This is a genomic window from Pseudomonas sp. S3_G06, from assembly GCF_054667565.1.
Map to the genome: position 1 here is coordinate 5,272,403 of NZ_CP162738.1, position 23,346 is coordinate 5,295,748.

24 protein-coding genes are annotated in these 23,346 nt (G+C 59.7%); 18 read left to right on the forward strand and 6 right to left on the reverse strand.

What is annotated here, in order from left to right; all coding sequences use genetic code 11:
- Positions 1 to 5 precede the first annotated feature (5 nt).
- From pstA to AB4N47_RS23490, 5 genes are all read left to right on the forward strand, one after another.
- Positions 6 to 1,676, forward strand: a complete 1,671-nt coding sequence (gene pstA, locus AB4N47_RS23470) for a phosphate ABC transporter permease PstA (protein ID WP_016772481.1) — start codon at positions 6 to 8, stop codon at positions 1,674 to 1,676.
- 114 nt (positions 1,677 to 1,790) lie between these two features.
- Entirely contained in the window at positions 1,791 to 2,624 is an 834-nt protein-coding gene (pstB, locus tag AB4N47_RS23475; RefSeq protein WP_016772482.1) for a phosphate ABC transporter ATP-binding protein PstB, read from the forward strand.
- Between the two features lie 119 nt (positions 2,625 to 2,743).
- Positions 2,744 to 3,505, forward strand: coding sequence for a phosphate signaling complex protein PhoU (gene phoU, locus AB4N47_RS23480; RefSeq protein WP_016772483.1), 762 nt, complete (start codon positions 2,744 to 2,746; stop codon positions 3,503 to 3,505).
- A gap of 177 nt (positions 3,506 to 3,682) precedes the next feature.
- Entirely contained in the window at positions 3,683 to 4,636 is a 954-nt protein-coding gene (locus AB4N47_RS23485; protein WP_341638196.1) for a response regulator, read from the forward strand.
- A 207-nt stretch (positions 4,637 to 4,843) separates the two neighbouring features.
- Complete coding sequence (locus AB4N47_RS23490; RefSeq protein ID WP_130901929.1) at positions 4,844 to 5,740, forward strand: peptidoglycan DD-metalloendopeptidase family protein; 897 nt, start codon at positions 4,844 to 4,846, stop codon at positions 5,738 to 5,740.
- 172 nt (positions 5,741 to 5,912) lie between these two features.
- Here the strand turns inward: AB4N47_RS23490 and AB4N47_RS23495 are convergent, their stop codons facing one another.
- The 3 genes from AB4N47_RS23495 to phoB form a co-directional block, all read right to left on the reverse strand.
- Positions 5,913 to 7,253, reverse strand: coding sequence for a hemolysin family protein (locus AB4N47_RS23495; protein WP_039757308.1), 1,341 nt, complete (start codon positions 7,251 to 7,253; stop codon positions 5,913 to 5,915).
- A 123-nt stretch (positions 7,254 to 7,376) separates the two neighbouring features.
- A complete protein-coding gene (phoR, locus tag AB4N47_RS23500) occupies positions 7,377 to 8,663 on the reverse strand; it encodes a phosphate regulon sensor histidine kinase PhoR (protein ID WP_341638298.1) in 1,287 nt (428 codons plus the stop codon).
- Positions 8,664 to 8,801: 138 nt separating this feature from the next.
- Positions 8,802 to 9,491 carry a phosphate regulon transcriptional regulator PhoB gene (gene phoB / locus AB4N47_RS23505; protein ID WP_007896474.1) on the reverse strand — a complete coding sequence of 230 codons (690 nt, stop codon included), beginning with the start codon at positions 9,489 to 9,491 and terminating at the stop codon, positions 8,802 to 8,804.
- 151 nt (positions 9,492 to 9,642) lie between these two features.
- On the opposite strand from phoB, the gene AB4N47_RS23510 reads away from it, so the two are divergent.
- Complete coding sequence (locus AB4N47_RS23510) at positions 9,643 to 10,026, forward strand: COG4315 family predicted lipoprotein (protein WP_041476600.1); 384 nt, start codon at positions 9,643 to 9,645, stop codon at positions 10,024 to 10,026.
- A gap of 101 nt (positions 10,027 to 10,127) precedes the next feature.
- Here AB4N47_RS23510 and ubiA read toward each other — a convergent pair whose 3' ends face one another.
- On the reverse strand, positions 10,128 to 11,018 hold the full coding sequence (gene ubiA, locus AB4N47_RS23515; RefSeq protein ID WP_341638195.1) for a 4-hydroxybenzoate octaprenyltransferase: 891 nt from the start codon (positions 11,016 to 11,018) through the stop codon (positions 10,128 to 10,130).
- Positions 11,018 to 11,578: a chorismate--pyruvate lyase family protein gene (locus AB4N47_RS23520; protein ID WP_341638194.1), complete on the reverse strand. Its 561-nt coding sequence runs from the start codon at positions 11,576 to 11,578 to the stop codon at positions 11,018 to 11,020. Before AB4N47_RS23520 ends, ubiA begins: the two co-directional genes overlap by 1 nt.
- A 201-nt stretch (positions 11,579 to 11,779) precedes the next feature.
- On the opposite strand from AB4N47_RS23520, the gene AB4N47_RS23525 reads away from it, so the two are divergent.
- The 3 genes from AB4N47_RS23525 (at position 11,780) to AB4N47_RS23535 (ending at position 13,582) form a co-directional block, all read left to right on the forward strand.
- Complete coding sequence (locus AB4N47_RS23525; protein WP_003177199.1) at positions 11,780 to 11,947, forward strand: rubredoxin; 168 nt, start codon at positions 11,780 to 11,782, stop codon at positions 11,945 to 11,947.
- Between the two features lie 20 nt (positions 11,948 to 11,967).
- Positions 11,968 to 13,116, forward strand: a complete 1,149-nt coding sequence (locus tag AB4N47_RS23530; RefSeq protein WP_341638193.1) for an NAD(P)/FAD-dependent oxidoreductase — start codon at positions 11,968 to 11,970, stop codon at positions 13,114 to 13,116.
- A 190-nt stretch (positions 13,117 to 13,306) separates the two neighbouring features.
- Entirely contained in the window at positions 13,307 to 13,582 is a 276-nt protein-coding gene (locus AB4N47_RS23535; protein WP_003213368.1) for an HU family DNA-binding protein, read from the forward strand.
- Between the two features lie 97 nt (positions 13,583 to 13,679).
- Here the strand turns inward: AB4N47_RS23535 and AB4N47_RS23540 are convergent, their stop codons facing one another.
- Positions 13,680 to 14,036: a hypothetical protein gene (locus AB4N47_RS23540; RefSeq protein WP_071172084.1), complete on the reverse strand. Its 357-nt coding sequence runs from the start codon at positions 14,034 to 14,036 to the stop codon at positions 13,680 to 13,682.
- Between the two features lie 672 nt (positions 14,037 to 14,708).
- On the opposite strand from AB4N47_RS23540, the gene tssA reads away from it, so the two are divergent.
- The 9 genes from tssA to tssG all read left to right on the forward strand — a co-directional run bounded on the left by tssA (position 14,709) and on the right by tssG (position 23,338).
- Positions 14,709 to 16,271: a type VI secretion system protein TssA gene (gene tssA / locus AB4N47_RS23545; protein WP_056790892.1), complete on the forward strand. Its 1,563-nt coding sequence runs from the start codon at positions 14,709 to 14,711 to the stop codon at positions 16,269 to 16,271.
- 32 nt (positions 16,272 to 16,303) lie between these two features.
- Complete coding sequence (gene tssB, locus AB4N47_RS23550) at positions 16,304 to 16,807, forward strand: type VI secretion system contractile sheath small subunit (protein WP_016772498.1); 504 nt, start codon at positions 16,304 to 16,306, stop codon at positions 16,805 to 16,807.
- Positions 16,808 to 16,832: 25 nt separating this feature from the next.
- Positions 16,833 to 18,308 (forward strand): type VI secretion system contractile sheath large subunit, encoded by a 1,476-nt coding sequence (tssC, locus tag AB4N47_RS23555; protein WP_016772499.1) that lies wholly within the window; start codon positions 16,833 to 16,835, stop codon positions 18,306 to 18,308.
- A gap of 9 nt (positions 18,309 to 18,317) precedes the next feature.
- Entirely contained in the window at positions 18,318 to 18,725 is a 408-nt protein-coding gene (tssE, locus tag AB4N47_RS23560; RefSeq protein ID WP_007920274.1) for a type VI secretion system baseplate subunit TssE, read from the forward strand.
- An 11-nt stretch (positions 18,726 to 18,736) separates the two neighbouring features.
- Positions 18,737 to 19,240 (forward strand): PAAR domain-containing protein, encoded by a 504-nt coding sequence (locus tag AB4N47_RS23565; protein WP_341638192.1) that lies wholly within the window; start codon positions 18,737 to 18,739, stop codon positions 19,238 to 19,240.
- A gap of 5 nt (positions 19,241 to 19,245) precedes the next feature.
- Positions 19,246 to 20,097 carry a hypothetical protein gene (locus AB4N47_RS23570; RefSeq protein WP_341638191.1) on the forward strand — a complete coding sequence of 284 codons (852 nt, stop codon included), beginning with the start codon at positions 19,246 to 19,248 and terminating at the stop codon, positions 20,095 to 20,097.
- The gene (locus AB4N47_RS23575; protein WP_076564579.1) at positions 20,094 to 20,471 is read left to right on the forward strand and encodes a hypothetical protein; all 378 of its coding nucleotides are present in this window, start codon (positions 20,094 to 20,096) and stop codon (positions 20,469 to 20,471) included. The genes AB4N47_RS23570 and AB4N47_RS23575 overlap by 4 nt, the downstream gene beginning before the upstream one ends.
- Positions 20,472 to 20,579: 108 nt before the next feature.
- On the forward strand, positions 20,580 to 22,367 hold the full coding sequence (tssF, locus tag AB4N47_RS23580; protein WP_024014825.1) for a type VI secretion system baseplate subunit TssF: 1,788 nt from the start codon (positions 20,580 to 20,582) through the stop codon (positions 22,365 to 22,367).
- On the forward strand, positions 22,331 to 23,338 hold the full coding sequence (gene tssG, locus AB4N47_RS23585) for a type VI secretion system baseplate subunit TssG (protein ID WP_056790879.1): 1,008 nt from the start codon (positions 22,331 to 22,333) through the stop codon (positions 23,336 to 23,338). The genes tssF and tssG overlap by 37 nt, the downstream gene beginning before the upstream one ends.
- The last annotated feature ends 8 nt before the right edge of the window (positions 23,339 to 23,346 follow it).

Consider the following 23,346-nt stretch of genomic DNA (forward strand, 5'->3'; position numbering starts at 1 on the left):
AGTCTGTGAAACAGAACTCCCTGAAAGGATGGTTCAAGAGCGGCGCCCCGGGCGTCTGGATCAGCGGTGGCGCGGTGTCCATCGCGGTCATCATGACCATTGGCCTGTTGGCGGTGATTGCCGTGCGCGGTCTCGGTCACTTCTGGCCGGCGGACCTGATCCACGCCCATTACGACGTACCGGGCCAGGCCAATCACCTGGTGATCGGCGAAGTGGTGCAGAAAGAAGAAGTACCGCGCGCGCGTCTGAAGAGCGCCGGTCTGCCGGTGCCTGACGAAGGCCCGGAATTCATGACCCGCGAGCTGATCAAGGTCGGCAACCGTGACCTGAACGGCAACGACTTCACCTGGATCGTCGGCGAGTGGCTGACCAAGCAGACCACACCGCCAGAATTGATGGCGATCGAGCGTCGCGAGTGGGGCAACTTCTACGGCTATCTGGTCAACGTCAAACAGGATGGCAAGGTCATCGCCGAGGGCGAGGCCGCATGGCCTGAACTGCAAGCGCGCATCGATCGGGTGAACGATCTCGCGGCTCAACTGAAGACGCTGGAAAAAACCGACATCGGCGCGATCAACGCCGGTCTTGAACGCATCCGATTGCATGGGCGCAAACTCGAGCTGGAAGGCAAACTCGACGCCACCGCACAAGCGGACATGGAATCCGAGCGCGCCGAACTGGACGCGCGCTACAAGGACATCGAAGCACGTCTGTCTGATTTGCATGCACAGTTCAACCGCGACGCCTTGACCGCCCGTGACGCCAACGGCAAGGAAATCGAAATCGGTCTGGGCAAAGTCGTGCATGCCTACCAGCCAAACGGCATGAGCACCTTGACCAAGGTTGGTTTCTACTTCAGCAAGATCTGGGAATTCCTCTCCGACGACCCGCGTGAAGCGAACACCGAAGGCGGGATCTTCCCGGCGATCTTCGGCACCGTGATGATGACCCTGATCATGGCGATGATCGTCACCCCGTTCGGCGTGCTGGCAGCGGTGTACCTGCGCGAATACGCCAAGCAGAACACCCTGACTCGCGTTATTCGCATCGCGGTGAACAACCTCGCCGGCGTACCGGCGATCGTTTACGGCGTGTTCGGTCTGGGTTTCTTCGTTTACGTACTCGGTGGTTCGGTGGACCGCTTGTTCTTCCCTGAAGCTCTGCCGGCGCCGACGTTCGGTACGCCGGGCCTGCTCTGGGCTTCGCTGACCCTCGCGCTGCTGGCAGTGCCGGTGGTGATTGTGGCGACCGAAGAAGGTCTGGCGCGGATTCCCCGCACCGTGCGTGAAGGTTCGCTGGCCCTCGGTGCGACCAAAGCGGAAACGCTGTGGAAAATCGTTATCCCGATGGCCAGCCCGGCCATGATGACCGGGATGATCCTCGCCGTGGCCCGTGCCGCCGGTGAAGTGGCGCCGCTGATGCTTGTGGGTGTGGTGAAACTGGCGCCGTCGCTGCCGGTGGACGGCAACTACCCGTACCTGCACCTGGACCAGAAGATCATGCACCTGGGCTTCCACATCTATGACGTCGGCTTCCAGAGCCCCAACGTCGAAGCAGCCCGCCCGCTGGTGTACGCCACCGCGCTGCTGCTGGTGCTGGTGATCGCGACGCTGAACCTGTCGGCGGTGTATATCCGCAACCACCTGCGCGAAAAATACAAAGCACTGGATAGCTAACTCATAAGCCACAAGCGGCAAGCTACAAGCGGCAAGAAAGTGCTGCTTGCCGCTTTGCTCAAAACTTGCAGCTTGCAGCTTGAAGCTTGCAGCTACGAACGGAGTGAGAACCCCATGCAGCACGAAACACACAGCCACGGCATCAACATGTCTGCCCTGGGCCGCGACAAGCAGAGCCTGGACCTGGCGCAGGAAACCGTTGCCATCGAAGTACCGGGCCTGAGCCTGTACTACGGCGAGAAGCAGGCCCTGTTCGACGTCAGCATGAACATCCCCAAGCAGCGCGTGACCGCGTTCATCGGCCCGTCCGGCTGCGGCAAGTCGACGCTGCTGCGTACCTTCAACCGGATGAACGATCTGGTCGACGGCTGCCGCGTCGAGGGCGCGATCAACCTGTACGGCAACAACATCTATCGCAAGGGCGAAGACGTGGCCGAGCTGCGTCGTCGCGTCGGCATGGTGTTCCAGAAGCCCAACCCGTTCCCGAAGACCATCTACGAAAACGTGGTCTATGGCCTGCGCATCCAGGGCATCAACAAGAAGCGCATCCTCGACGAGGCCGTTGAGTGGGCGTTGAAAGGCGCAGCACTGTGGGACGAGGTCAAAGACCGTCTGCACGACTCGGCCCTCGGCCTTTCCGGCGGTCAGCAACAGCGTCTGGTAATCGCGCGCACCATCGCGGTCGAGCCGGAAGTGCTGCTGCTCGACGAACCGTGCTCGGCTCTCGACCCGATCTCGACGCTGAAAGTCGAAGAGCTGATCTACGAGCTGAAGTCCAAGTTCACCATCGTCATCGTTACCCACAACATGCAACAGGCGGCACGGGTGTCCGACTACACCGCGTTCATGTACATGGGCAAACTGGTGGAATTCGGCGACACCGATACCCTGTTCACCAATCCGGCGAAGAAGCAGACCGAAGACTACATCACCGGTCGCTATGGCTGATTGGGGCAGCTGCAAGCCGCAAGCTTCAAGCGGCAAGAAAGAATTGGTGCGATATCAGGACTTACACATAACTGCTTGAAGCTTGCAGCTTGAAGCTTGCAACTTTCGCGGAGCGAACAATGATTTCCAAAGAAGGCCTTACCCATCACATTTCCGCGCAGTTCAACGCCGAACTGGAGGAAGTGCGCAGCCACCTCCTTGCCATGGGCGGGCTGGTCGAGAAGCAGGTCAACGACGCGGTCACGGCGCTGATCGAGGCCGACTCCGGCCTGGCTCAGCAGGTGCGTGAGATCGATGACCAGATCAACCAGATGGAACGCAACATCGACGAAGAATGCCTGCGCATTCTCGCCCGTCGTCAGCCGGCAGCCTCCGACCTGCGTTTGATCATCAGCATTTCCAAGTCGGTGATCGACCTTGAGCGTATCGGCGACGAAGCCACCAAGATCGCCCGTCGTGCCATCCAGTTGTGCGAAGAAGGCGAAGCGCCGCGCGGTTACGTCGAGGTTCGTCACATTGGCGACCAGGTGCGCAACATGGTGCGTGATGCGCTGGACGCCTTCGCGCGTTTCGACGCCGATCTGGCCTTATCGGTGGCGCAGTACGACAAGATCATCGACCGCGAATACAAAACCGCCTTGCGTGAGCTGGCCACCTACATGATGGAAGACCCGCGCTCTATCTCGCGGGTGCTGAGCATCATTTGGGTTCTGCGTTCGCTGGAGCGCATCGGCGATCATGCGCGCAACATCTCCGAACTGGTGATCTACCTGGTGCGCGGCACCGACGTGCGGCACATGGGCCTCAAGCGCATGAAAGAAGAAGTTGAAGGCACCAGCGCCGAAACCGCTAATGTTCCGGGCGAAGCTGACGATAAGTAAGATTGCCTGAGAAAAGCGCCCGGCCCTTTGGCCGGGCGTTTTTGTTTGTGCTTTTCATAGGTACAACCGAATTAAAAAGCAGCACCCGCGAACGAAAAGTCCCGGCGTGACTGAAGAGTTTTGGCAATGTGCCATCAGCCAGCGTTATGCTTGCCGGGATTTTAATAGGGGTGTTGGATGAGCAAGATCAGTGTGTTGGTCGTGGACGATGCTTCGTTCATTCGTGACCTGGTGAAAAAGTGCCTGCGTAATTACTTCCCGGGGATCCGCACCGAGGACGCCGTGAACGGTAAAAAGGCCCAGGCCATGCTGGCCAGAGAAGCCTTCGACCTGGTGTTGTGCGATTGGGAAATGCCGGAAATGTCCGGCCTCGAATTGCTGACCTGGTGCCGCGAGCAGGACAATCTCAAGACCATGCCGTTCGTCATGGTGACCAGCCGGGGCGACAAGGAAAACGTCGTTCAGGCGATTCAGGCCGGCGTTTCCGGCTACGTCAGCAAGCCGTTCACCAACGAGCAACTGCTGACCAAGGTCAAGCAGGCACTGAACAAGGTCGGCAAGCTCGACACCCTGATGAACAGCGCGCCGACCAAGATGAATTCGGCGTTCGGCAACGACTCGCTGAGCGCACTGACCGGCGGCAAGCCTGCCGTGGTCGGTGGTGCTCCGGCTGCTGCGGCGGCCAATCCGTTTGCCAAGCCTGCCGCTGCAGCTGCGGCAGCCGCTGCGCCATCGCGCGGTTTGCTCAACAGCCCACCAGTTCAGGCACCCGGTGCATCCAAGGCGCCGGTGGGCGGTCGCGGTCAGGGCCAGTTGCGCCTTCCAAGCGGTACTCAGCAATGCGTGATCAAGGCCTTGAGCATCAAAGAGGCGCTGCTGGTAGTGAAACGCACCGAGACCCTGCCGCAGATTCTCGACAGCGCCGTGCTCGATCTGGAGCAGGGCGACAACGCCGAGATCGCGCGCCTCAACGGTTACCTGCACGCCATCGTCGCCCACGAGCAGAAAGCCGACAGCGACTGGCTGCAACTGACCTTCCGCTTCGTCGACCAGGACGCGCAGAAGCTCGACTACATCTCGCGCCTGATCGCTCGTGGCACGGCCCAGAAGCACTTCGTACCCGGCGCGTGATCTTCATCGCCTGATAGGCCGCCTTCGCGAGCAGGCTCGCTCCCACCTTGGAACGCATTCCAAATGTGGGCGCGAGGCTGCTCGCGAAGGGCCAGCCGAAACACCACCCATCTCCCGCGCTGGCCATTTTGAAACATCTGTCGACTAGCCTGGTCTGTCTCAGCTGCTAGGCTGATTCCCAGGCCTTCCTTCGACAGACTTTTGCCCATGCTCGCGCGCCTGCTGTTTTTCTGCGGTCTCTGCCTGGCCTCCCAGCTGGCGATGGCCATGACCATCTACAAATCCACCGACGCCAACGGCGTGGTCTCGTACAGCGACCGCCCGAGCAAAGGCGCGAAAGTGTTCGTGTTTCAGGACCGCATGGTCGAGCGCCTCGACCGCCAGGTGTACCTGGACATCAAGAAGCAGAAGGGCGTCGACGTAGTGTTTGCGCGCAACGATCTGTACGCGCCGGTCGAGGTTGCCCTGGCCTTCATCGGCACGAGCAATGTGCGTGGCGCGCCGTCGCGAGCGATCCGTCGTGTGCTGCCACCGCGCAGCAACACGCGGCTGGCGCTGCTGACGGCGATCAGTCGTGACCAGCCGCTGGTGTATTCGCCGCAGTTCCAGTATTCACTGGGCGACCCCGCAGGCACCGCACAGAGCTATCGCTATCCGCTGCCCTGGCGTGGCGGGCCGTTTCGCCTGAGCCAGGGCGCCAACGGCCAGTACAGCCACTACGGGCCGAAAAACCGCTACGCCATGGACATCGCCATGCCGGTGGGCACGCCGATCATCGCCGCGCGAGCGGGAGTGGTAGTCAAGACCGAGAACTCCCAGAGCGGACGCGGCACCGATGCCTCCGGCAATTTCGTGCGGGTGCTGCACGACGACGGCACCATGGGCGTATACCTGCATCTGAAACAGGGTTCGGTGAGCGTGCGCGAAGGCCAGCGGGTCAAGGTCGCCAGCCCGCTGGCGCTGTCCGGCAACACCGGCAACAGCAGCGGCCCGCACCTGCATTTCGTGGTGCAGCGCAATACCGGCGAAGGGCTGGTGTCGATTCCCTATCAGTTCAACCAGCCGCTGGGGGCGTTGCCCAACTTTGCGCTGGGCAAGCAGTAGGCGCGATAGGATGTTGAGGGTTTTTGTGGCGAGGGGATTTATCCCCGTTGGGCCGCGAAGCGGCCCCAAATATTGCAACACTGTACTAACTGACTGCATTCAATGGTTTTGGGACGGCTGCGCCGTCCAACGGGGATAAATCCCCTCGCCACAAGAGCCCCCCAAACTCCCATCAATCCAGCATCAACACCTTGGCCAGGACAATCTTCGGCCCTTTCATCTTCTTGATGATGATCCGCAGGCCTTCGACTTCCAGCACTTCTTCCTCTTCCGGCACCCGTTTCAGAGTTTCGTAGACCAGCCCGGCGAGGGTTTCCGCTTCGATGTGGTCCAGATCGATGCCGAGCAGGCGCTCGACCTTGAACAACGGCGTATCGCCACGCACCAGCAACTTGCCCGGCTGATAGGCGAGGATGCCGCGTTCAGCCTTGCGGTGTTCGTCCTGAATATCGCCAACCAGCACTTCCAGCACGTCTTCCATGGTCAGGTAGCCGATGATGTTGCCATCAGCCTCCTCGACCACGGCGAAGTGCGAGCCGCCCTTGCGGAACTGCTCCAGCAGCTGCGACAGCGGCATGTGCCGCGATACGCGCTCCAGCGGGCGGGTCAGCTCGGCCAGGTTGAACGACTCGGGAATGTGGTCCAGTGCGGCCAGTTCCAGCAGCAGATCCTTGATGTGCAGCAGGCCGACGAACTCCTGGCGCTCGCTGTCGTACACCGGATAACGGCTGAACTTGTGGCGACGGAACATCGCCAGGATTTCCTTCAGCGGCGCGTTGAACTCCAGGGTGATCAGGTCTTCGCGGGAGTTGGCCCAGTCGACCACTTCCAGCTCGCCCATTTCCACTGCCGAGGCCAATACGCGCATGCCCTGATCGCTGGGATCCTGGCCACGGCTGGAGTGCAGGATCAGTTTCAGTTCTTCGCGGCTGTAATGGTGTTCATGGTGCGGGCCGGGTTCACCTTGCCCGGCGATACGCAGAATCGCGTTGGCGCTGGCGTTGAGCAGGTAGATCGCCGGGTACATCGCCCAGTAGAACAGGTACAGCGGCACTGCCGTCCACAGCGACAACAGTTCCGGTTTACGGATTGCCCACGACTTCGGCGCGAGTTCACCGACCACGATATGCAGATAGGAAATGATGAAAAAAGCGGTGAAAAATGAGACGCCTTTGATGATTTCCGGCGAATCGACGCCGACTGCGCTCAACAGCGGCTCGAGGATGTGCGCGAATGCCGGCTCGCCGACCCAGCCCAGGCCGAGGGAGGCGAGGGTAATACCCAACTGGCACGCCGAGAGATAGGCATCGAGCTGACTGTGCACGGTGCGCAGAATGTGGCCGCGCCAGCCGTGCTGCTCGGCGATGGCTTCGACCCGGGTCGAGCGCAGTTTGACCATGGCGAATTCCGCCGCAACGAAAAAGCCGTTGAGCAACACCAGGATCAGAGCAAAAAGAATCATGCCGAAGTCGGCGAAAAGGGTAGCGAGGGACAAGCCAGGGGAAGGGTCCATGATGGAGTTTTGCAGGTTCCGTGTGATTCGAAAGTAAGGGAAAGCAGCGCCTGAAAGGCAGGCGCAAGTCAGCCAATGTAGCGGCTGACTGGGCAATTGCCTAGTGGCGTGTGCCGGGCGGCATCACTCTGCGGCGCTGATGGCCCGTGTGCTGGCCACCTGGGCGGGGGCGAAATGGCAGGTGAACGTGCTGCCGTGGCCGGGCACGCTGCTGATCTCCATGCGTGCGCGGTGGCGCAACAGCACGTGTTTGACGATGGCCAGGCCGAGGCCGGTGCCGCCGGTGTTGGAGTTGCGGCTGGAATCCACACGATAGAAACGTTCGGTCAGGCGCGGCAGGTGTTTGCTGTCGATACCGATGCCCGAATCCTGCACGCTCAGGTGCGCGCCCTGATCGTCGCCCCACCAGCGAATCCGAATGTTGCCCTCGGCCGGTGTGTACTTGACCGCGTTAAACACCAGATTGGAAAACGCACTGCGCAACTCCGCTTCGCTGCCCTTGAGCAGCACGCCGGCATTGGCTTCCAGCGTGATGTGCTGATTCTTCGCGCCCGACAATTGCTGAGCGTCGCTGGTGATCGACTGCAGCAGTGTATCGATCTGCACTGGCTGGTTGTCCGACGGGTAATCGGTGGCTTCGAGCTTGGCCAGCAGCAGCAAGTCGTTGAGCAGCGTCTGCATGCGCCCGCCCTGTTGCTGCATCTGCTGCAGGGCACGGCTCCAGCGCGGGTTCACTTCTTCGACATTGTCGAGCAGGGTTTCCAGATAGCCGCAGATCACCGTCAGCGGTGTGCGCAGCTCGTGGGAGACGTTGGCGATGAAGTCCTTGCGCATCTGTTCCAGCTGATGAATGCGCGTCACGTCGCGGACCAGCATCAGGTGTTCATTGTTGCCGTAGCGGGTCAGGTACAGCTGAATGCGCACGCGATCGTTTGTCGGCGAAGGGATTTCCAATGGCTCGGCGAAGCTGTCCTGCTCGAAGTATTCCTTGAAGCGCGGATGGCGCACCAGGTTGGTCACCGGTTGGCCGCTGTCCTGCGGAGTCTTCAGGCCGAGCAGGGTTTCGGCGGCGCGGTTCCACCATTCGAGATTGCCGTCGCTGTCGAGCATGATGACTGCATCTTTCAGCGCGGCGGTGGATTCCTGCACCCGGTCGATCACCGCTTGCAGACGCCCGCGCACCCGTTGGTCGCGGCGTTGCAGGTGATAGATGCTGTCGAACACCTCGCCCCACAGACCATAGCCATCGGGCGGTGCTTCGTCGGGTTGATGCTGGCGCAGCCATTCGTGCAGACGCAGCAATTGCTTGAGCGTCCAGGCCAGATAAAGTCCCAGACCCGCCGCGAGGCTCCAGCCGTAATAGCCGGTGATCAGGCCGATCACCAGGCAGGCGGTGACCAGCAACAGCATGTGGCGAATCAGGGTGCCATGCCAGTTTTGATTCACAGAGGCGTCCTTAGCCGCAGCTTCAAGTTTCAAGCCGCAAGCTCCAAGCTAAAACGGATCGGCTTTCACTTGCCGCCTGTAGCTGGAAACTTGCAGCTGCTTTTACGCTTTTGTGGAGAACCGATAACCGGTGCCGCGCACGGTTTGTACCAGATTTTCGTAAGCGTCGCCGAGGGCCTTGCGCAGGCGGCGGATGTGCACGTCGACGGTGCGCTCTTCGACATAGACGTTGCCGCCCCAGACCTGGTCGAGCAACTGGCCACGGGTGTAGGCGCGTTCCTGATGGGTCATGAAGAATTGCAGCAGGCGGTACTCGGTCGGGCCCATCTCGGCGGGTTTGCCGTCGATGGTCACGCGGTGGCTGATCGGGTCGAGCAGGAGGCCGCCGACTTCGATCGGCGCTTCGCCATCGGTCGGTCCGGCGCGGCGCAGCACTGCCTTGAGGCGGGCGACCAGTTCACGCGGCGAAAACGGTTTGGTGATGTAGTCGTCGGCGCCGACTTCCAGGCCCTGGATCTTGTTGTCCTCTTCGCCCTTGGCGGTGAGCATGATGATCGGGATGTCCCCGGTCAGCTCGTCACGCTTGAGGCGCCGGGCCAGTTCGATGCCCGAGGTACCGGGCAGCATCCAGTCGAGCAGGATCAGGTCCGGTTTGCGGTCGACGATGATGGCATGCGCCTGCTGCGAGTTCTCTGCCTCGAGGCAGTCATAGCCGGCCATTTCCAACGCCACGGCGATCATTTCGCGAATGGGCGCTTCGTCGTCGACGATCAGAATGCTCCTGCCAACCATGCCTTAATCCTCTTGTCATTTAACTGTCTTGCGCCGCATTAGATAACGGAATTATTGCAGTCGTGTGACAGTATTTCAGGCGCGCAACATTTGCACCCATCCTCGACTAAGCTCTAAGTCCGAATCCTGACAACCACAAAAGAAGGTTTCCATGACTCAGATGACTGCTTCGTTCAAAGCCCTGCTGCTGGCCGCCGCCCTGACAATACCGGGGCTGGCCATGGCGGCCGATCCGGCGATGGAGAAGGACGGCATGTACACCGACCACAAGGGCATGACCCTGTACACCTTTGCCAAGGACTCCGCTGGCAAGTCCGCGTGCAATGACAAGTGCGCGGCAAACTGGCCGCCGCTAATGGCGCAGGCAGGTGACAAATCCATGGGCGACTGGACGGTGATCAAACGCGACGACGGCACGATGCAGTGGGCCTACCAGGGCATGCCGCTGTACACCTTCGTGATGGACAAGAAGGCCGGCGACATGACCGGCGACGGCAAAATGGACGGCGCGTGGAAAGTCGCCAAGGCCAAATAACCACGGTCCAAAACCCTGTGGGAGCGAGCCTGCTCGCGAAGCGGTGTATCAGTTATCGCAGAGGTGACTGACATGGCGCCTTCGCGAGCAGGTGTCATGCATTAGCGCAGTGCGTAATCCAGCACGATCCCGACAAAGATCGCCAACCCGGCCCAGTGGTTATGCAAAAACGCCTGGAAGCAACGCATGCGGTCCTTGCTGCGTGTGTACCAGAACTCCCACGCATAACATCCCGCAGCCACCAGTAAACCGAGGTGGAACCAGATCCCCAGCTCGAACTTCGACCCGGCCAGGATCAGACAGCCCAATGACAGCGCCTGCAAGCTGAGGATGATCACCCGATCCGCCTCGCCAAACAGAATCGCCGTGGATTTCACGCCGATCTTCAGATCGTCATCACGATCGGTCATCGCGTAGTAAGTGTCGTAGCCCACCGTCCACAGCAGGTTGGCAATCCACAGCAGCCACGCCGCCGCTGGCAACTCGCCGGTCTCGGCGGTAAAGGCCATCGGCATGCCCCAGGAGAACGCCGCGCCCAGCACCACTTGCGGGTAGTAGGTGTAGCGCTTCATGAACGGATACGTGAATGCCAGCGCCAAGCCGCCGAGCGACAGCCAGATCGTCGGCGCATTGGTGCACAGCACCAGCAGAAAACTGATGCCCATCAGCACGGCAAAGAACACCAGCGCTTCTTTCGAACTGATCCGGCCGCTGGCCAGCGGTCGTTGTGCGGTGCGTTTGACGTGGCCGTCGACCTTGCGGTCGGCCCAGTCGTTGATCACGCAGCCGCCGGCGCGGGTCAGCACCACGCCGAGGACGAAAATGACGATGTTGGCCAGCGACGGTGAACCCTTGCCGGCAATCCACAGCGCCCACAGTGTCGGCCACAGCAACAGGTAAATACCGATCGGCTTGTCCATGCGCGTCAACTGCACGAAATCCCAGGCGCGCGGGTTCAGACGGTTGAGGGACTTGAGCAGGCTCTGATACATCAGCAGTTCTCCGGATGGGCGCGGGCGGCGTCCCACAGGCTCGGCAGGAAGATTTCCGCGACCAGCACGCTCAGCGCACCACGGTCGAAACGCGAACGCCGGCCCCACAATTCAGGGGCTTGCACCGCTGGCGGCAACCATTGTTCAGGGTAGTGGCAGACTTCAATTGCGCGGCGCTGGAACGCCTGATCACAAAACAACAGTTCACCCAGCGAGCGACTGCCCAGTTCATCCATGTGCAAACCATCACCTTGCAGGGCCGCCCGCGAGGCGACGCTGCGGGCAAACACCCAGGCTTCGCCATGACCACGCAAATACACCTCACGCACCCAGCCTTCGCTGCCCTCGGCCAGCTCCAGTGCCGCGCATTCATCAGCGCGCAAGGTGTCCCAGCCTTCGAACAGCGGCGACACGCTGAAGCCATCCTCGGACAAACGGGTCAAACGGCGGGTCAGCGAACCTTCGTCGAGCAGCCAGTCGAGGGTCAACGGATCGGGGCGGGGCGTCAGGCGGTTTTGGGTCAGCCAGAGCGGGGCGGGGCAGGCATTTGAATGTTGCACAATGAGTCATTATTGGCCGCAAGTGAGGCGGCGAGCTTACCATGGCGGGCGACAGGATTGAGCGGCGCCGGCCGCCGTTGCGCCGAACAGGCTTGCATCTGCGCGGCACCCTCAGTACAAAACGCCCTGAGCCGGATGGCAACGCAGCACCCATCGACCGTCCGCGCCGGCATTACGCCTGAACCCTGAGGAAGTACCTGAATGAAGAAGTGGCAATGTATCGTCTGTGGCCTGATCTATAACGAAGCCGATGGCTGGCCGGATGACGGCATCGCGCCGGGCACCCGCTGGGAAGACGTACCGGCAGACTGGCTGTGCCCCGACTGCGGCGTCGGCAAGATGGACTTCGAAATGATCGAAATCAACTAAGCAAATCAGAGGAGTAAGGCATGAGCGCACCAGTCGTCATCATCGGCACCGGGCTTGCGGGCTACAACCTGGCCCGCGAGTTTCGCAAGCTCGACAGCGAAACCCCGCTGCTGCTGATCACCGCCGATGACGGCCGCTCTTACTCCAAGCCGATGCTCTCCACCGGTTTCGGCAAGAACAAGGACGCCGACGGCCTGAGCATGGCCGAACCCGGCGCCATGGCCGAGCAGTTGAACGCCGAAGTGCGCACCCACACGCGCATCAGCGGTATCGACGCCGGCCACAAACGCTTGTGGATCGGTGAAGAAGCCGTGCCCTATCGCGACCTGATTCTGGCCTGGGGCGCGGAAACCGTGCGCGTGCCGATCGAAGGCGACGGCGCGGAACTGGTGTTCCCGATCAACGATCTCGAAGACTACGCGCGCTTCCGTGCCGCAGCGGCGGGCAAGCGTCGGGTGTTGTTGCTCGGCGCCGGGTTGATCGGCTGCGAATTCGCCAATGACCTGATTCTCGGCGGCTACGAAGTGCAACTGGTCGCGCCGTGCGAACAGGTCATGCCGATGCTCTTGCATCCCGCCGCTGCGGCGGCCGTGCAGGCCGGGCTGGAAAGTATCGGGGCGAAGTTTCACCTCGGCCCGGTGCTGACCCGGCTGGAGAAAGTCGCCGATGGCATGGAAGCGCACCTGTCCGACGGTCAGATCATCCCGTGCGATGTGGTGGTCTCGGCGATCGGTCTGCGCCCGCGCATCGATCTGGCAGCGGCTGCCGGCGTGCAGGTCAATCGCGGCGTGATGGTCGATCGTTACCTGAAGACCTCCCACGCCAACATCTACGCCTTGGGCGACTGCGCCGAAGTCGACGGGCTCAATCTGCTCTACGTGATGCCGCTGATGAGTTGCGCGCGCGCGTTGGCGCAAACCCTCGCAGGAAACCCGACCCCGGTCAGCTACGGGCCGATGCCGATCACCGTGAAAACCCCGGTGTGCCCGCTGGTGGTTTCGCCGCCGCCACGGGGCAGCGAAGGCATTTGGAGCGTCGAAGGGCAGGGCGCCGACATCAAAGCGCTGTGCCACAGTGCCGACGGTCAGTTGCTCGGTTACGCCCTGACCGGCGGGGCGGTCATGGAAAAACTGGCCCTGAACAAACAGCTGCCGCCGCTGCTGGCGTAAATGCCGGTCGTTCTGTCGTAAACACCGCTCTTTTGCCCCGACAAAGGTCTTGGGGAGACTGGCGCCGCCGTTGGCGGCGTGCCATTCTCACTCCCGTCTGCCGCAGAGTAGAGCCTGCGGCGCCTTGGGCGCTGTTCCAACGAGAACAGCACGGACATAACAACAAAAAACCGTCAAAGGGGCTTCACTAATGCGTAAACCAGAACTCGCCGCTGCAATCGCCGAAAAGGCAGACCTGACCAAAGAACAGGCCAATCGCGTCCTCAACGCCGTCCTCGAAGAAATCACCGGCGCCCTGCACCGCAAGGACAGCGTGACGCTGGTCGGCTTCGGCACCTTCCTGCAACGCCACCGCGGCGCCCGCACCGGCAAAAACCCGCAGACCGGCGAACCGGTCAAGATCAAGGCCAGCAACACCGTGGCGTTCAAGCCAGGCAAATCGTTGAAAGACAGCGTCAATCCTTGATGGCGGCGTGCTCCCCTGAATGACGGGGAGAACCGCAAATGAGAAATGGGCACACCGATTGCGGTCGGGTGCCCATTTTTTGTGGCTGTCTGTTGGCTTACTGGCGTCGGAAGCAGGCCTTGCCGTTGCCGAAATCCACGGCCAGGCAGTTTGGCTCGATCGCCAGTTGCAGGTCCTGGAACAGTCCGCCCAGATCGCTGTTGGAGGCAGGCTTGGTTTTGCTTTCCAGCACTACTGTCTGGTTCTCGACTTTCCAGGTGCCTTTGGCAAAGCCATCGGCGCTACCATACGCCACACCGGCATCAAAGGTGCCGTCCTTTCGCAACAGCAACTCGGCGCCCATTTCCATTGCGCCGGTCAGGTAGTAATGGCCGTCCAATGGTGGGGTTTCCGCTGACGCGTGGGTGATGGGCAGCCACATGAGCGCGGCGAAAAACAGTGGTTTCAGTTCCATGAAGTAAAGCTCCAGACCTGCGTTTCAAGGGGATTTGCTTGGGCTCGGATCTTTAACCAAGCCTGCAGGATATGAATTATGTAAGAAGTATCCCTGAGTTTTGTCAGAGTATTTTCTGGCATGAGGTGAAGGCACTGCCGGGGAAAAGTACATCAATAACTATCGAGTTCGCTGTGGAGCGGCGTATATGTTGAACATACAAGTTTCAATTATGTGAAATGCCATCATTTTGCTAGCACTTTTTTCGATGCTCGTTGTCGTCTGCGAAAGGTTAAAAGATGCCGGTCTTTATTCAGAAGTGTCCTACTTCTATTTTTTTCCGGATTTGTCATGCTGCACGCCGCTCAAGGACATGAGCGTCCGGTAAACTCGCCCGTCTGCAACGGGAGGCTCTGGATCAATGGTTTCGCAGGACCATGGTGAATGCGCTGTATATCAATCGGCCTCAGGGAAACCCCTGCGACATATAGGGCGATCTCCTACAGACCGCAATGAACAGTTCGTCTTGTTGTTTAATCAGATGCTTGCTAGTGGCCATCATAGTGATTACGATGCGCCCACTTGAAAGAGCACATCTCAATTGGATGAGTCGCTGAACTGCTCTTCGATACTGTCCCGCGTTGCTGAAACTCCATTCGCGCGCATGACTGTAATCCTTAATAAAGGCCATGGATGTCCTACTCAAGCAAACTTTCCGCCCATTACCTCGAACTCGCAAAAGTCTCTGTTTCCAAAGAGAATTTCGCGGGCGAAGACGTTCGTTTTTCGAGCGAGTTCGAGGCGCTGGAAAGTGAGCTGGCCAAGGCTTCGTCGATGCACGAAAGCGGGCAGATCGACTGGCTGAAAATCCGCGAAAACAGCGAAAATCTGCTGCGTACCCAATCCAAGGATCTGCGTGTCGGCGCCTGGCTGACCTGGTCGCTGTACCAGCGCGAATCCTTCCCCGGGCTGCTCGCCGGCCTCGGTCTGCTGCACCATCTGTCGGAAAACAACTGGGCCGACGTTCACCCGCTCAAACCCCGCACCCGTGCCGCCGCGATCGGCTGGCTGGTGCCGCGTCTCGAGCAGGTCATCACCGAAAACATTGCGATCAAAGAGCAGTTGCCGATGTTCCGGCAGCTCTCCGAGCACCTGGCCGGCCTTGAGGCCGCGTGCACTGAGCATCTGGGCGATGACGCGCCGCTGCTGCTGCCGATCTCCCGCCGCCTGAAAACCATGATTCAGCGCGCCGCCGACAACCAGCCGGCGCCCGGCGTGGTGGGCGCGGCGGTGGCGCAGGTCAAGCAGGCCGCGACCCAGCTGCTCACCCCCGGCGCGCCGATCGACAACGAGCGGGATGCGCACAAAGCCCTGCGCGCCCAGCAGGACAGCGCCCGGCCATTGTGTGCCTGGTGGCTGAAACAGAAAGCCACCGACCTGCGTGCCCTGCGCCTCAATCGCACGCTGCTGTGGATGACCATCGACGCGGTGCCCGAGCGCAACGCCGAGCAGATCACCGTGCTGCGCGGTCTGCCGCTGGAAAAGCTCAAGCTCTATCAGGACCGTTTCGATCAGGGCAAATACGCCGACCTGCTGGTGGAATTGGAGGCGAGCCTGGCGAAGGCGCCGTTCTGGTTCGATGGCCAGAGGATGGTCTGGGAATGTCTCCAGAACCTCAACGCCGAGCTGGCCATGCGCGAAGTGGAAATCCACTTCGCGCTTTTGATTCAGCGCCTGCCGGGCATCATCGAATTGCGCTTCCATGACGGCGCGCCGTTTGCCGATCCGTCCACCCGGGCGTGGATCGCCGCCAACGTCATGCCGCACCTGCAAAGCGCCAGCGCGCCGCGCAAGGTCGAAAGCGAGAACGTCGAAACCCAGCCGGCCTGGGAAAAAGCCCTCGAGGAAGTCCAGCCGATTCTGCGCAAGGAAGGTTTGAAGCCGGCCGTGCAGATTCTCAAGCAGGGTCTGCAATCGGCCCACGGTGGCCGTGAACGCTTCTTCTGGCAGTTCACCCTCGCGCGGCTGTGTTTCCTGGCCAAGAAATACGAACTGGCCAAGAACCAGCTGGAAACCCTCGATCAGACATTACAGGACTCAGGCCTGCACGCCTGGGAGCCCGATCTTGCATTGCAAGTGCTGCACCTGCTGCACAGTTGCTGCGAGTTGTTGCCGCAGAACCACGCCGTACGTGAAAGCAAGGAAGAGATTTATCGCAGGCTGTGCCACCTCGACCTCGAAGTGGTACTCGAATAGGCCCCAGGGCCACAACCGCAAGGAGAAAAGCCATGGCCAAAGAAGGCTCGGTAGCCCCCAAGGAACGCATCAACGTCACCTTCAAACCCGCCACCGGCGGAGCTCAGGAAGAGATTGAACTGCCGCTGAAGCTGCTGGCAATCGGTGACTACACCCACCGCAAGGACGATCGCAAAATCGAAGATCGCAAGCCGATCAGCATCGACAAGATGACCTTCGACGAAGTGTTGGCCAAGCAAGAGCTGGGTCTGACGCTGAGCGTGCCGAACCGTCTGCAGGAAGATGGCGAGGCTGAAGAGCTGGCCGTGCAATTGCGCGTCAATTCGATGAAGGACTTCAACCCGGCCAGCCTGGTCGAGCAAGTGCCTGAGCTGAAAAAACTGATGGAACTGCGCGATGCGCTGGTGGCCCTCAAAGGCCCGCTGGGTAACGCACCTGCGTTCCGTAAAGCGATCGAAGGCGTGCTCGCCGACGACGAATCCCGCGGTCGCGTACTCGGTGAGCTGGGCCTGAACGCCGCAGCCCCGGACGCCTGAGACTCTTGCCAAGGAAGCCAACACAATGAGCACTAGCGCAGCACAAGAGAAGAGCGCCGCCAGCGGCGAATACAGCATTCTCGACAGCATCATCGCCGAAACCCGTCTGACCCCGGACGACGAAGCCTACGACATCGCCAAGCGTGGCGTGTCGGCGTTCATCGAAGAGCTGCTCAAGCCGCAGAACAACGGTGAGCCGGTCAAGAAAGCCATGGTTGACCGCATGATCGCCGAGATCGATGCCAAGCTCAGCCGTCAGATGGACGAGATCCTGCACCACCCGGATTTCCAGGCGCTGGAATCGTCGTGGCGTGGTCTGCAGTTGCTGGTCGACCGCACCAACTTCCGCGAAAACATCAAGATCGAAATCCTCAACGTCTCCAAAGAAGACCTGCTGGACGATTTCGAAGATTCGCCGGAAGTCATGCAGTCGGGCCTGTACAAGCACATCTACACGGCTGAATACGGCCAGTTCGGTGGTCAGCCGGTGGGCGCGATCATCGCCAACTACTACATGTCGCCAAGCTCGCCAGACGTCAAGCTGATGCAGTACGTGGCCAGCGTTTCGTGCATGTCCCACGCGCCGTTCATCGCTGCTGCCGGGCCGAAATTCTTCGGCCTGGAAAGCTTCACCGGCCTGCCGGATCTGAAAGATCTGAAAGACCACTTCGAAGGCCCGCAATTCGCCAAATGGCAGAGCTTCCGTACCTCCGAAGACTCCCGCTACGTTGGCCTGACCGTGCCGCGTTTCCTGCTGCGTAACCCGTACGATCCGGAAGAAAACCCGGTCAAGTCGTTCGTGTACAAGGAAACCGTTGCCAACAGCCACGAGCACTACCTGTGGGGCAACACCGCTTACGCGTTCGGCACCAAGCTGACCGACAGCTTCGCCAAATTCCGCTGGTGCCCGAACATCATCGGCCCGCAGAGCGGTGGCGCGGTTGAAGACCTGCCGTTGCACCACTTCGAAAGCATGGGCGAAATCGAAACCAAGATCCCTACTGAAGTTCTGGTTTCCGACCGTCGTGAATACGAACTGGCCGAGGAAGGCTTCATCTCCCTGACCATGCGCAAAGGCTCCGACAACGCGGCGTTCTTCTCCGCAAGCTCGGTGCAGAAGCCGAAGTTCTTCGGCATCAGCGCAGAAGGCAAGGCGGCAGAGCTGAACTACAAGCTCGGCACCCAACTGCCGTACATGATGATCGTCAACCGTCTGGCTCACTACTTGAAAGTGCTGCAGCGCGAGCAACTCGGTTCGTGGAAAGAGCGTACCGACCTCGAGCTGGAACTGAACAAGTGGATCCGTCAGTACGTTGCCGACCAGGAAAACCCGAGCGCCGAAGTGCGTGGCCGTCGTCCGCTGCGCGCTGCGCAAGTGATCGTCAGCGACGTTGAAGGCGAGCCGGGCTGGTACCGCGTGAGCTTGAATGTGCGTCCGCACTTCAAGTACATGGGTGCCGATTTCACCCTGTCGCTGGTTGGCAAGCTGGACAAAGAGTAAGAGCGACTCATGGACGGATACGGCAGCCTGTTCGAACGCCTCAACGGCGACGCACAACTACGCAAGGGCAACAGCCTTGAGGCTTGTGCCATGGCGTCAGTGGCTGCCCATCTGGCCAAAATGCTCAGCACCCGGGCCGGCAGCGTGCAAACGCTGGCCGACTACGGGTTGCCCGATCTCAATGACATGCGCCTGAGCCTGCACGACTCCCTGAGTCAGGCCCGCCTGGCCATCGAAAACTTCATCGAAGCCTACGAGCCACGCCTGAGCAATGTGCGTGTCATTTCCCTGCCGCGTGACCACGATCAACTTCGCCTGGCCTTCAGTATCGAAGGCCTGCTGGAAGTCGAGGGTTTCAAGCGTCAGGTCAGTTTCTCCGCGCGCCTGGATGGCAGCGGTCAAGTCAAGGTCACCTAAGGAGATCCCCGATGTCTGGCAAACCCGCAGCACGCGTATCCGACCCCACCGCTTGCCCGCTCCCCGGCCACGGCACCAACCCGATCGCCGCCGGTTCCGGCGACGTGTTCTTCGACGGCCTCGCGGCCGCCCGCCAAGGCGATGTCTCGGCGTGTGGTGGTGCGATGGTCGGCGATCTTGCGACAACCGTGTTGATCAACGGCAAACCGGCTGCGACCGTAGGTTCGGTTGGATCTCACGGCAATAAGGTCACGGCCGGATCCGGGACGGTGATTATTGGCAATTCGCATACGTCGGCGCCGTTTGTGCCGCCGGAGCCGGTCATCATTCCTGGAATATTCAATCGTGTCTTTGAATTCAAAACCGCAGATGGAAGAACGGTTGAAAATTTAAACTACATCATGCGCTCTGATAGCGGGATTGAGAAAACAGGCTCAACGTCAACAGGCATGTCAGGTGGTTTTTCAACTGGAAAGACGGCAGAGCCTGTAACTATATATATTTCGGCGGACTAGTAGGTATGGAGACCGTAATCAACATCGATGGTGTCGCTTACACGTTTGTGACTCAGGACGAGGTGACTACACTTAAAGTTCTTACCGAAACAACTGAGAGCAAGGATACAAAGCCTAAGAAAGTTGACCTTCCGTTGGCCTGGATTATTACACGAAAAAGTGGTGTGCCGCTCTTCGCCTTGAAACCGGGTAAGGATGACTCTGCATTCAGAATTATTACTGCGGAGAAACTATACGCAGAAAAGGGTCAGTGGTTCGAACCGTTGGCCAGATATTATAGAGAGCTTGTCTGGATCAACCCGGAAACAACGCAGGCCGGATCAGAATCGCATGCGGCTTATAAACATGTTACTTGGCAGGAGCTGATCGACTTCGCAATCGTCGACCGGTTTTCATTCACTTTTCACTCTGGAATGCCGGGTGACTGGAAATTCCGTGCCGTGGGCGGTGCTGAGTTCTTGATGGTGTTCATGGAGGATAAACCGTATTGGACTGATGGCATTGGCCAGGTGCCGTTTGCGGTTAACACCTATAGAAAATATCTGCGAGAAACAAAGCAGGTAGAACTCGCAATAAAGCTGGCTGGTGAAACGGGTGTGACCTGGGGCGACGGCAAAGCCTATACCGGAGCAGAGCGAGGACCGAAAGACGTTTACGATAACTTCATCATATTGCGAGGGATATTGTGGGCAAAAGAAAACTGCAAGTTGGTTGTGAAAAAAGACACGGTATACGATAAAGGTATCCCGCACACAATTGAACTTACTGACGCACCTTATGTGCCTGTATCGAATGCGAAGTTAATAAATCCAATTTCGCAAGGCGATATGGATCAGTACGGGGCATGGAATAAATGAAAGCTCGTCGCTTAGTTGCCTGTATTCCACACCTGATAGTATGTGCCCTGTATATTCCTTTGCATAACTACGGTGTCGACGTATATATCGATATGTATGGCGGGTTGACATCGAGAGGTATCGGCATCGGTATGACGCCGGATCTAATGGTTCAGTATTTTGTGGTGATGAACGCTATAGCGTTTTTTGTCCCCAAGCTGAAATTAAAGGTCCTGTCTGTCTCATTAATGCTGGGACTTATTTTGTACTATTTTTTGCCTCACTACCCCGTCCGTGCGATGGCTTACACCTCGATGGGTGGTGTCCTGACTTTTGCGGCGATATTTGCTGGCCAATTGATTGATCGCGTTTTTTTTTTCAAATCGAGAAGTTAAAGCATGACTGTTGGGCGTTATGGCCGACATTGCCCGCGGGGAGTTTCTTACCCGCATGAACTGTTCTGCTGTTTTTTTAAATGAGTTCCACTACCAGGCAGGTACCCCGTGTCCTTTAACCACTACTACCAAAGCGAACTCACCGCACTGCGCCAGCTCGGTCGCCGTTTCGCCGAGCGTAGTCCGGCGCTGGCGCCGTATCTGGGGCAGGCCGGGCGGGATCCGGATGTAGAGCGGTTGCTCGAAGGCTTTGCATTCCTCACCGGGCGCCTGCGCCAGAAGCTCGATGACGAACTGCCGGAGCTCAGCCATTCGCTGATGCAGTTGCTGTGGCCGAACTACATGCGCCCGCTGCCGGCGTTCAGCATTTTGCAGTTTGATCCGCTCAAGCGTTCCGGGCCGGCGCTGCTGGTCGAGCGCGATACGCCGATCGAGAGCAAGCCGATAGAAGACGTGCGCTGCCGTTTCCGCACCTGTTACCCGACCGAAGTCTTGCCGCTGGATCTGGCCGCACTGAATTACTCGGTGAAGGGCGATGGCTCGCTGCTCAGCCTGCGCCTGGAAATGAGCGCTGACGGCCACCTCGGCGAATTGGAGCTGAGCAAGTTGCGCCTGCACTTTGCCGGTGAGCGCTACATCAGCCAGATGCTCTACCTGAGCCTGCTGCGCAACCTCGACGGCATCGAACTGATCCCGCTCGACGGCGCCGGCAAGCCGATTGATGGCGTCAGCGGCAAGCCGATGGCGTTCAAGATTCCCGGTGACCGGGTGAAACCGGTGGGCTTTGCCGAAGAAGAAGCGTTGATCCCGTATCCGCTGAACACCTTTCGTGGCTATCGCTACCTGCAGGAATACTTCGCCTTCCAGGACAAGTTCCTGTTCGTCGACGTCAACGGTCTGGACATTCTCAAGGCGCTGCCGGAAGACACCCTCAAGCAGATGCGTGGCCTCGAATTGCGTTTCGACATTCGCAAGAGCGGCATCATGCGCATGCGCCCGACCCTCGATAACGTGAAGCTGTTCTGCACGCCGATCGTCAATCTGTTCGAGCACGACGCGCTGCCGATCCGTCTCGACGGCAAGCAGGACGAGTACCTGTTGCTGCCGGCGGAATACGACCTGGAAAACTGCGGTGTGTTCTCGGTGGAAACCGTCACTGGCTGGAAGCCCGGCGGTCTCGGTTATCAGGAATACGTGCCGTTCGAATCCTTCGAGCACGACCCGAGTTTCGACGTGCCCAACAGCCGTCCGCATTACAGCATTCGCCAGCGTTCGTCCTTGTTGCATGACGGCCTCGACACTTACCTGAGCTTCGGCATCCGCCACACCGAAGCCCACGAAACCCTGTCGATCGAGCTGATGTGCACCAACCAGAACCTGCCGAAAAAGCTCAAGCTCGGCGACATCTGCATGGCCAGCGAGCAGACCCCGGAATTCCTCAGTTTCCGCAACATCACCCCGGCCACTCCGAGCTTCGCGCCGCCGCTGAACCGTGACTTCCTGTGGAAGCTGATCAGCAACATGTCGCTTAACTATCTGTCGCTGGCGGACGTCAATGCGTTGAAGGTGATACTGGAAACCTACGACCTGCCGCGCTACTACGACCAGCACGCGGAGAAGGTCAGCAAGCGCCTGCTCGGCGGCCTCAAGCACATCAAGCATCACCACGTCGACCGCCTGCATCGCGGTCTGCCGGTGCGCGGTTTGCGCACCGAGTTGACCATCGACCCGGAAGGCTATATCGGCGAGGGCGACCTGTTCGTCTTCGCTTCGGTTCTCAACGAGTTTTTCGCGCTTTACGCCAGTCTCAATTCATTCCATGAGCTGCGGGTAAAAAGCACACAGGGAGAGGTGTACCAATGGACACCACGTATGGGCCTGCAGCCCCTGCTTTAAGCGGGCTGACCAAGGTAATACGCGAGTACTCGCTGTTTCAGGCCGTGCTGCTGGTGATCGACCGGCTGCGCGAGGCACACCCGCATCTGAGCGAAGACGATCTGTACGATCAGGTCGAGTTCCAGGCCAACCCGAGCCTGGGCTTTCCGCGCAGCGACGTCGATCGCGTCGAGTTTTTCGAAGAACACGGCAAGATGCGCGCGCGCATGCGCTTCAACCTGATCGGTCTGGTCGGCTCCGGTTCGCCGCTGCCGGCGTTCTATGGCGAACAAGCCCTGGGCGACAGCGAGGACGGCAACCCGACGCGCAATTTCCTCGACCTGTTCCACCATCGCCTGCAACGGCTGATGCTGCCCATCTGGCGCAAGTACCGCTACCGCGCGAGCTTCCAGAGCGGCGCGATCGACCCGTTCTCGGCGCAGCTGTTTGCGCTGATCGGCCTGGGCGGCGACGAGATCCGCAAGGCCAAGGAACTCAACTGGAAACGCTTGCTGCCGTACCTCGGCCTGCTCAGTTTGCGCGCGCACTCGGCGGCACTGATCGAAGCCGTGCTGCGTTACTACTTCAAGCACGAAGACCTGGTCATCGAGCAGTGCATCGAGCGCCGCGTGGAAATTCTCGACGAGCAGCGCAATCGTTTGGGCCGCGCCAACAGCGTACTCGGCGAAGACCTGGTACTGGGCGAGCACGTGCGCGATCGCAGTGGCAAATTCCGCATTCACATCACCGAACTCGACTGGCAGCGATTCCATGAATTCCTGCCGATCGGTTTCGGTTACCAGCCACTTTGCGCGCTGGTGCGGTTCACCTTGCGTGACCCGCTCGATTACGACATTCGCCTGGTCCTGCGCCAGGAAGAAATCCGCGAACTGCGCATCGGTGAGCAGAACGCCTGTCGCCTCGGTTGGACCAGTTGGCTGGGCCGCGAAAAAGCGGACGGCGTGGTGACCCTGGGCAGCAAAATTCATTAAGGACGTGA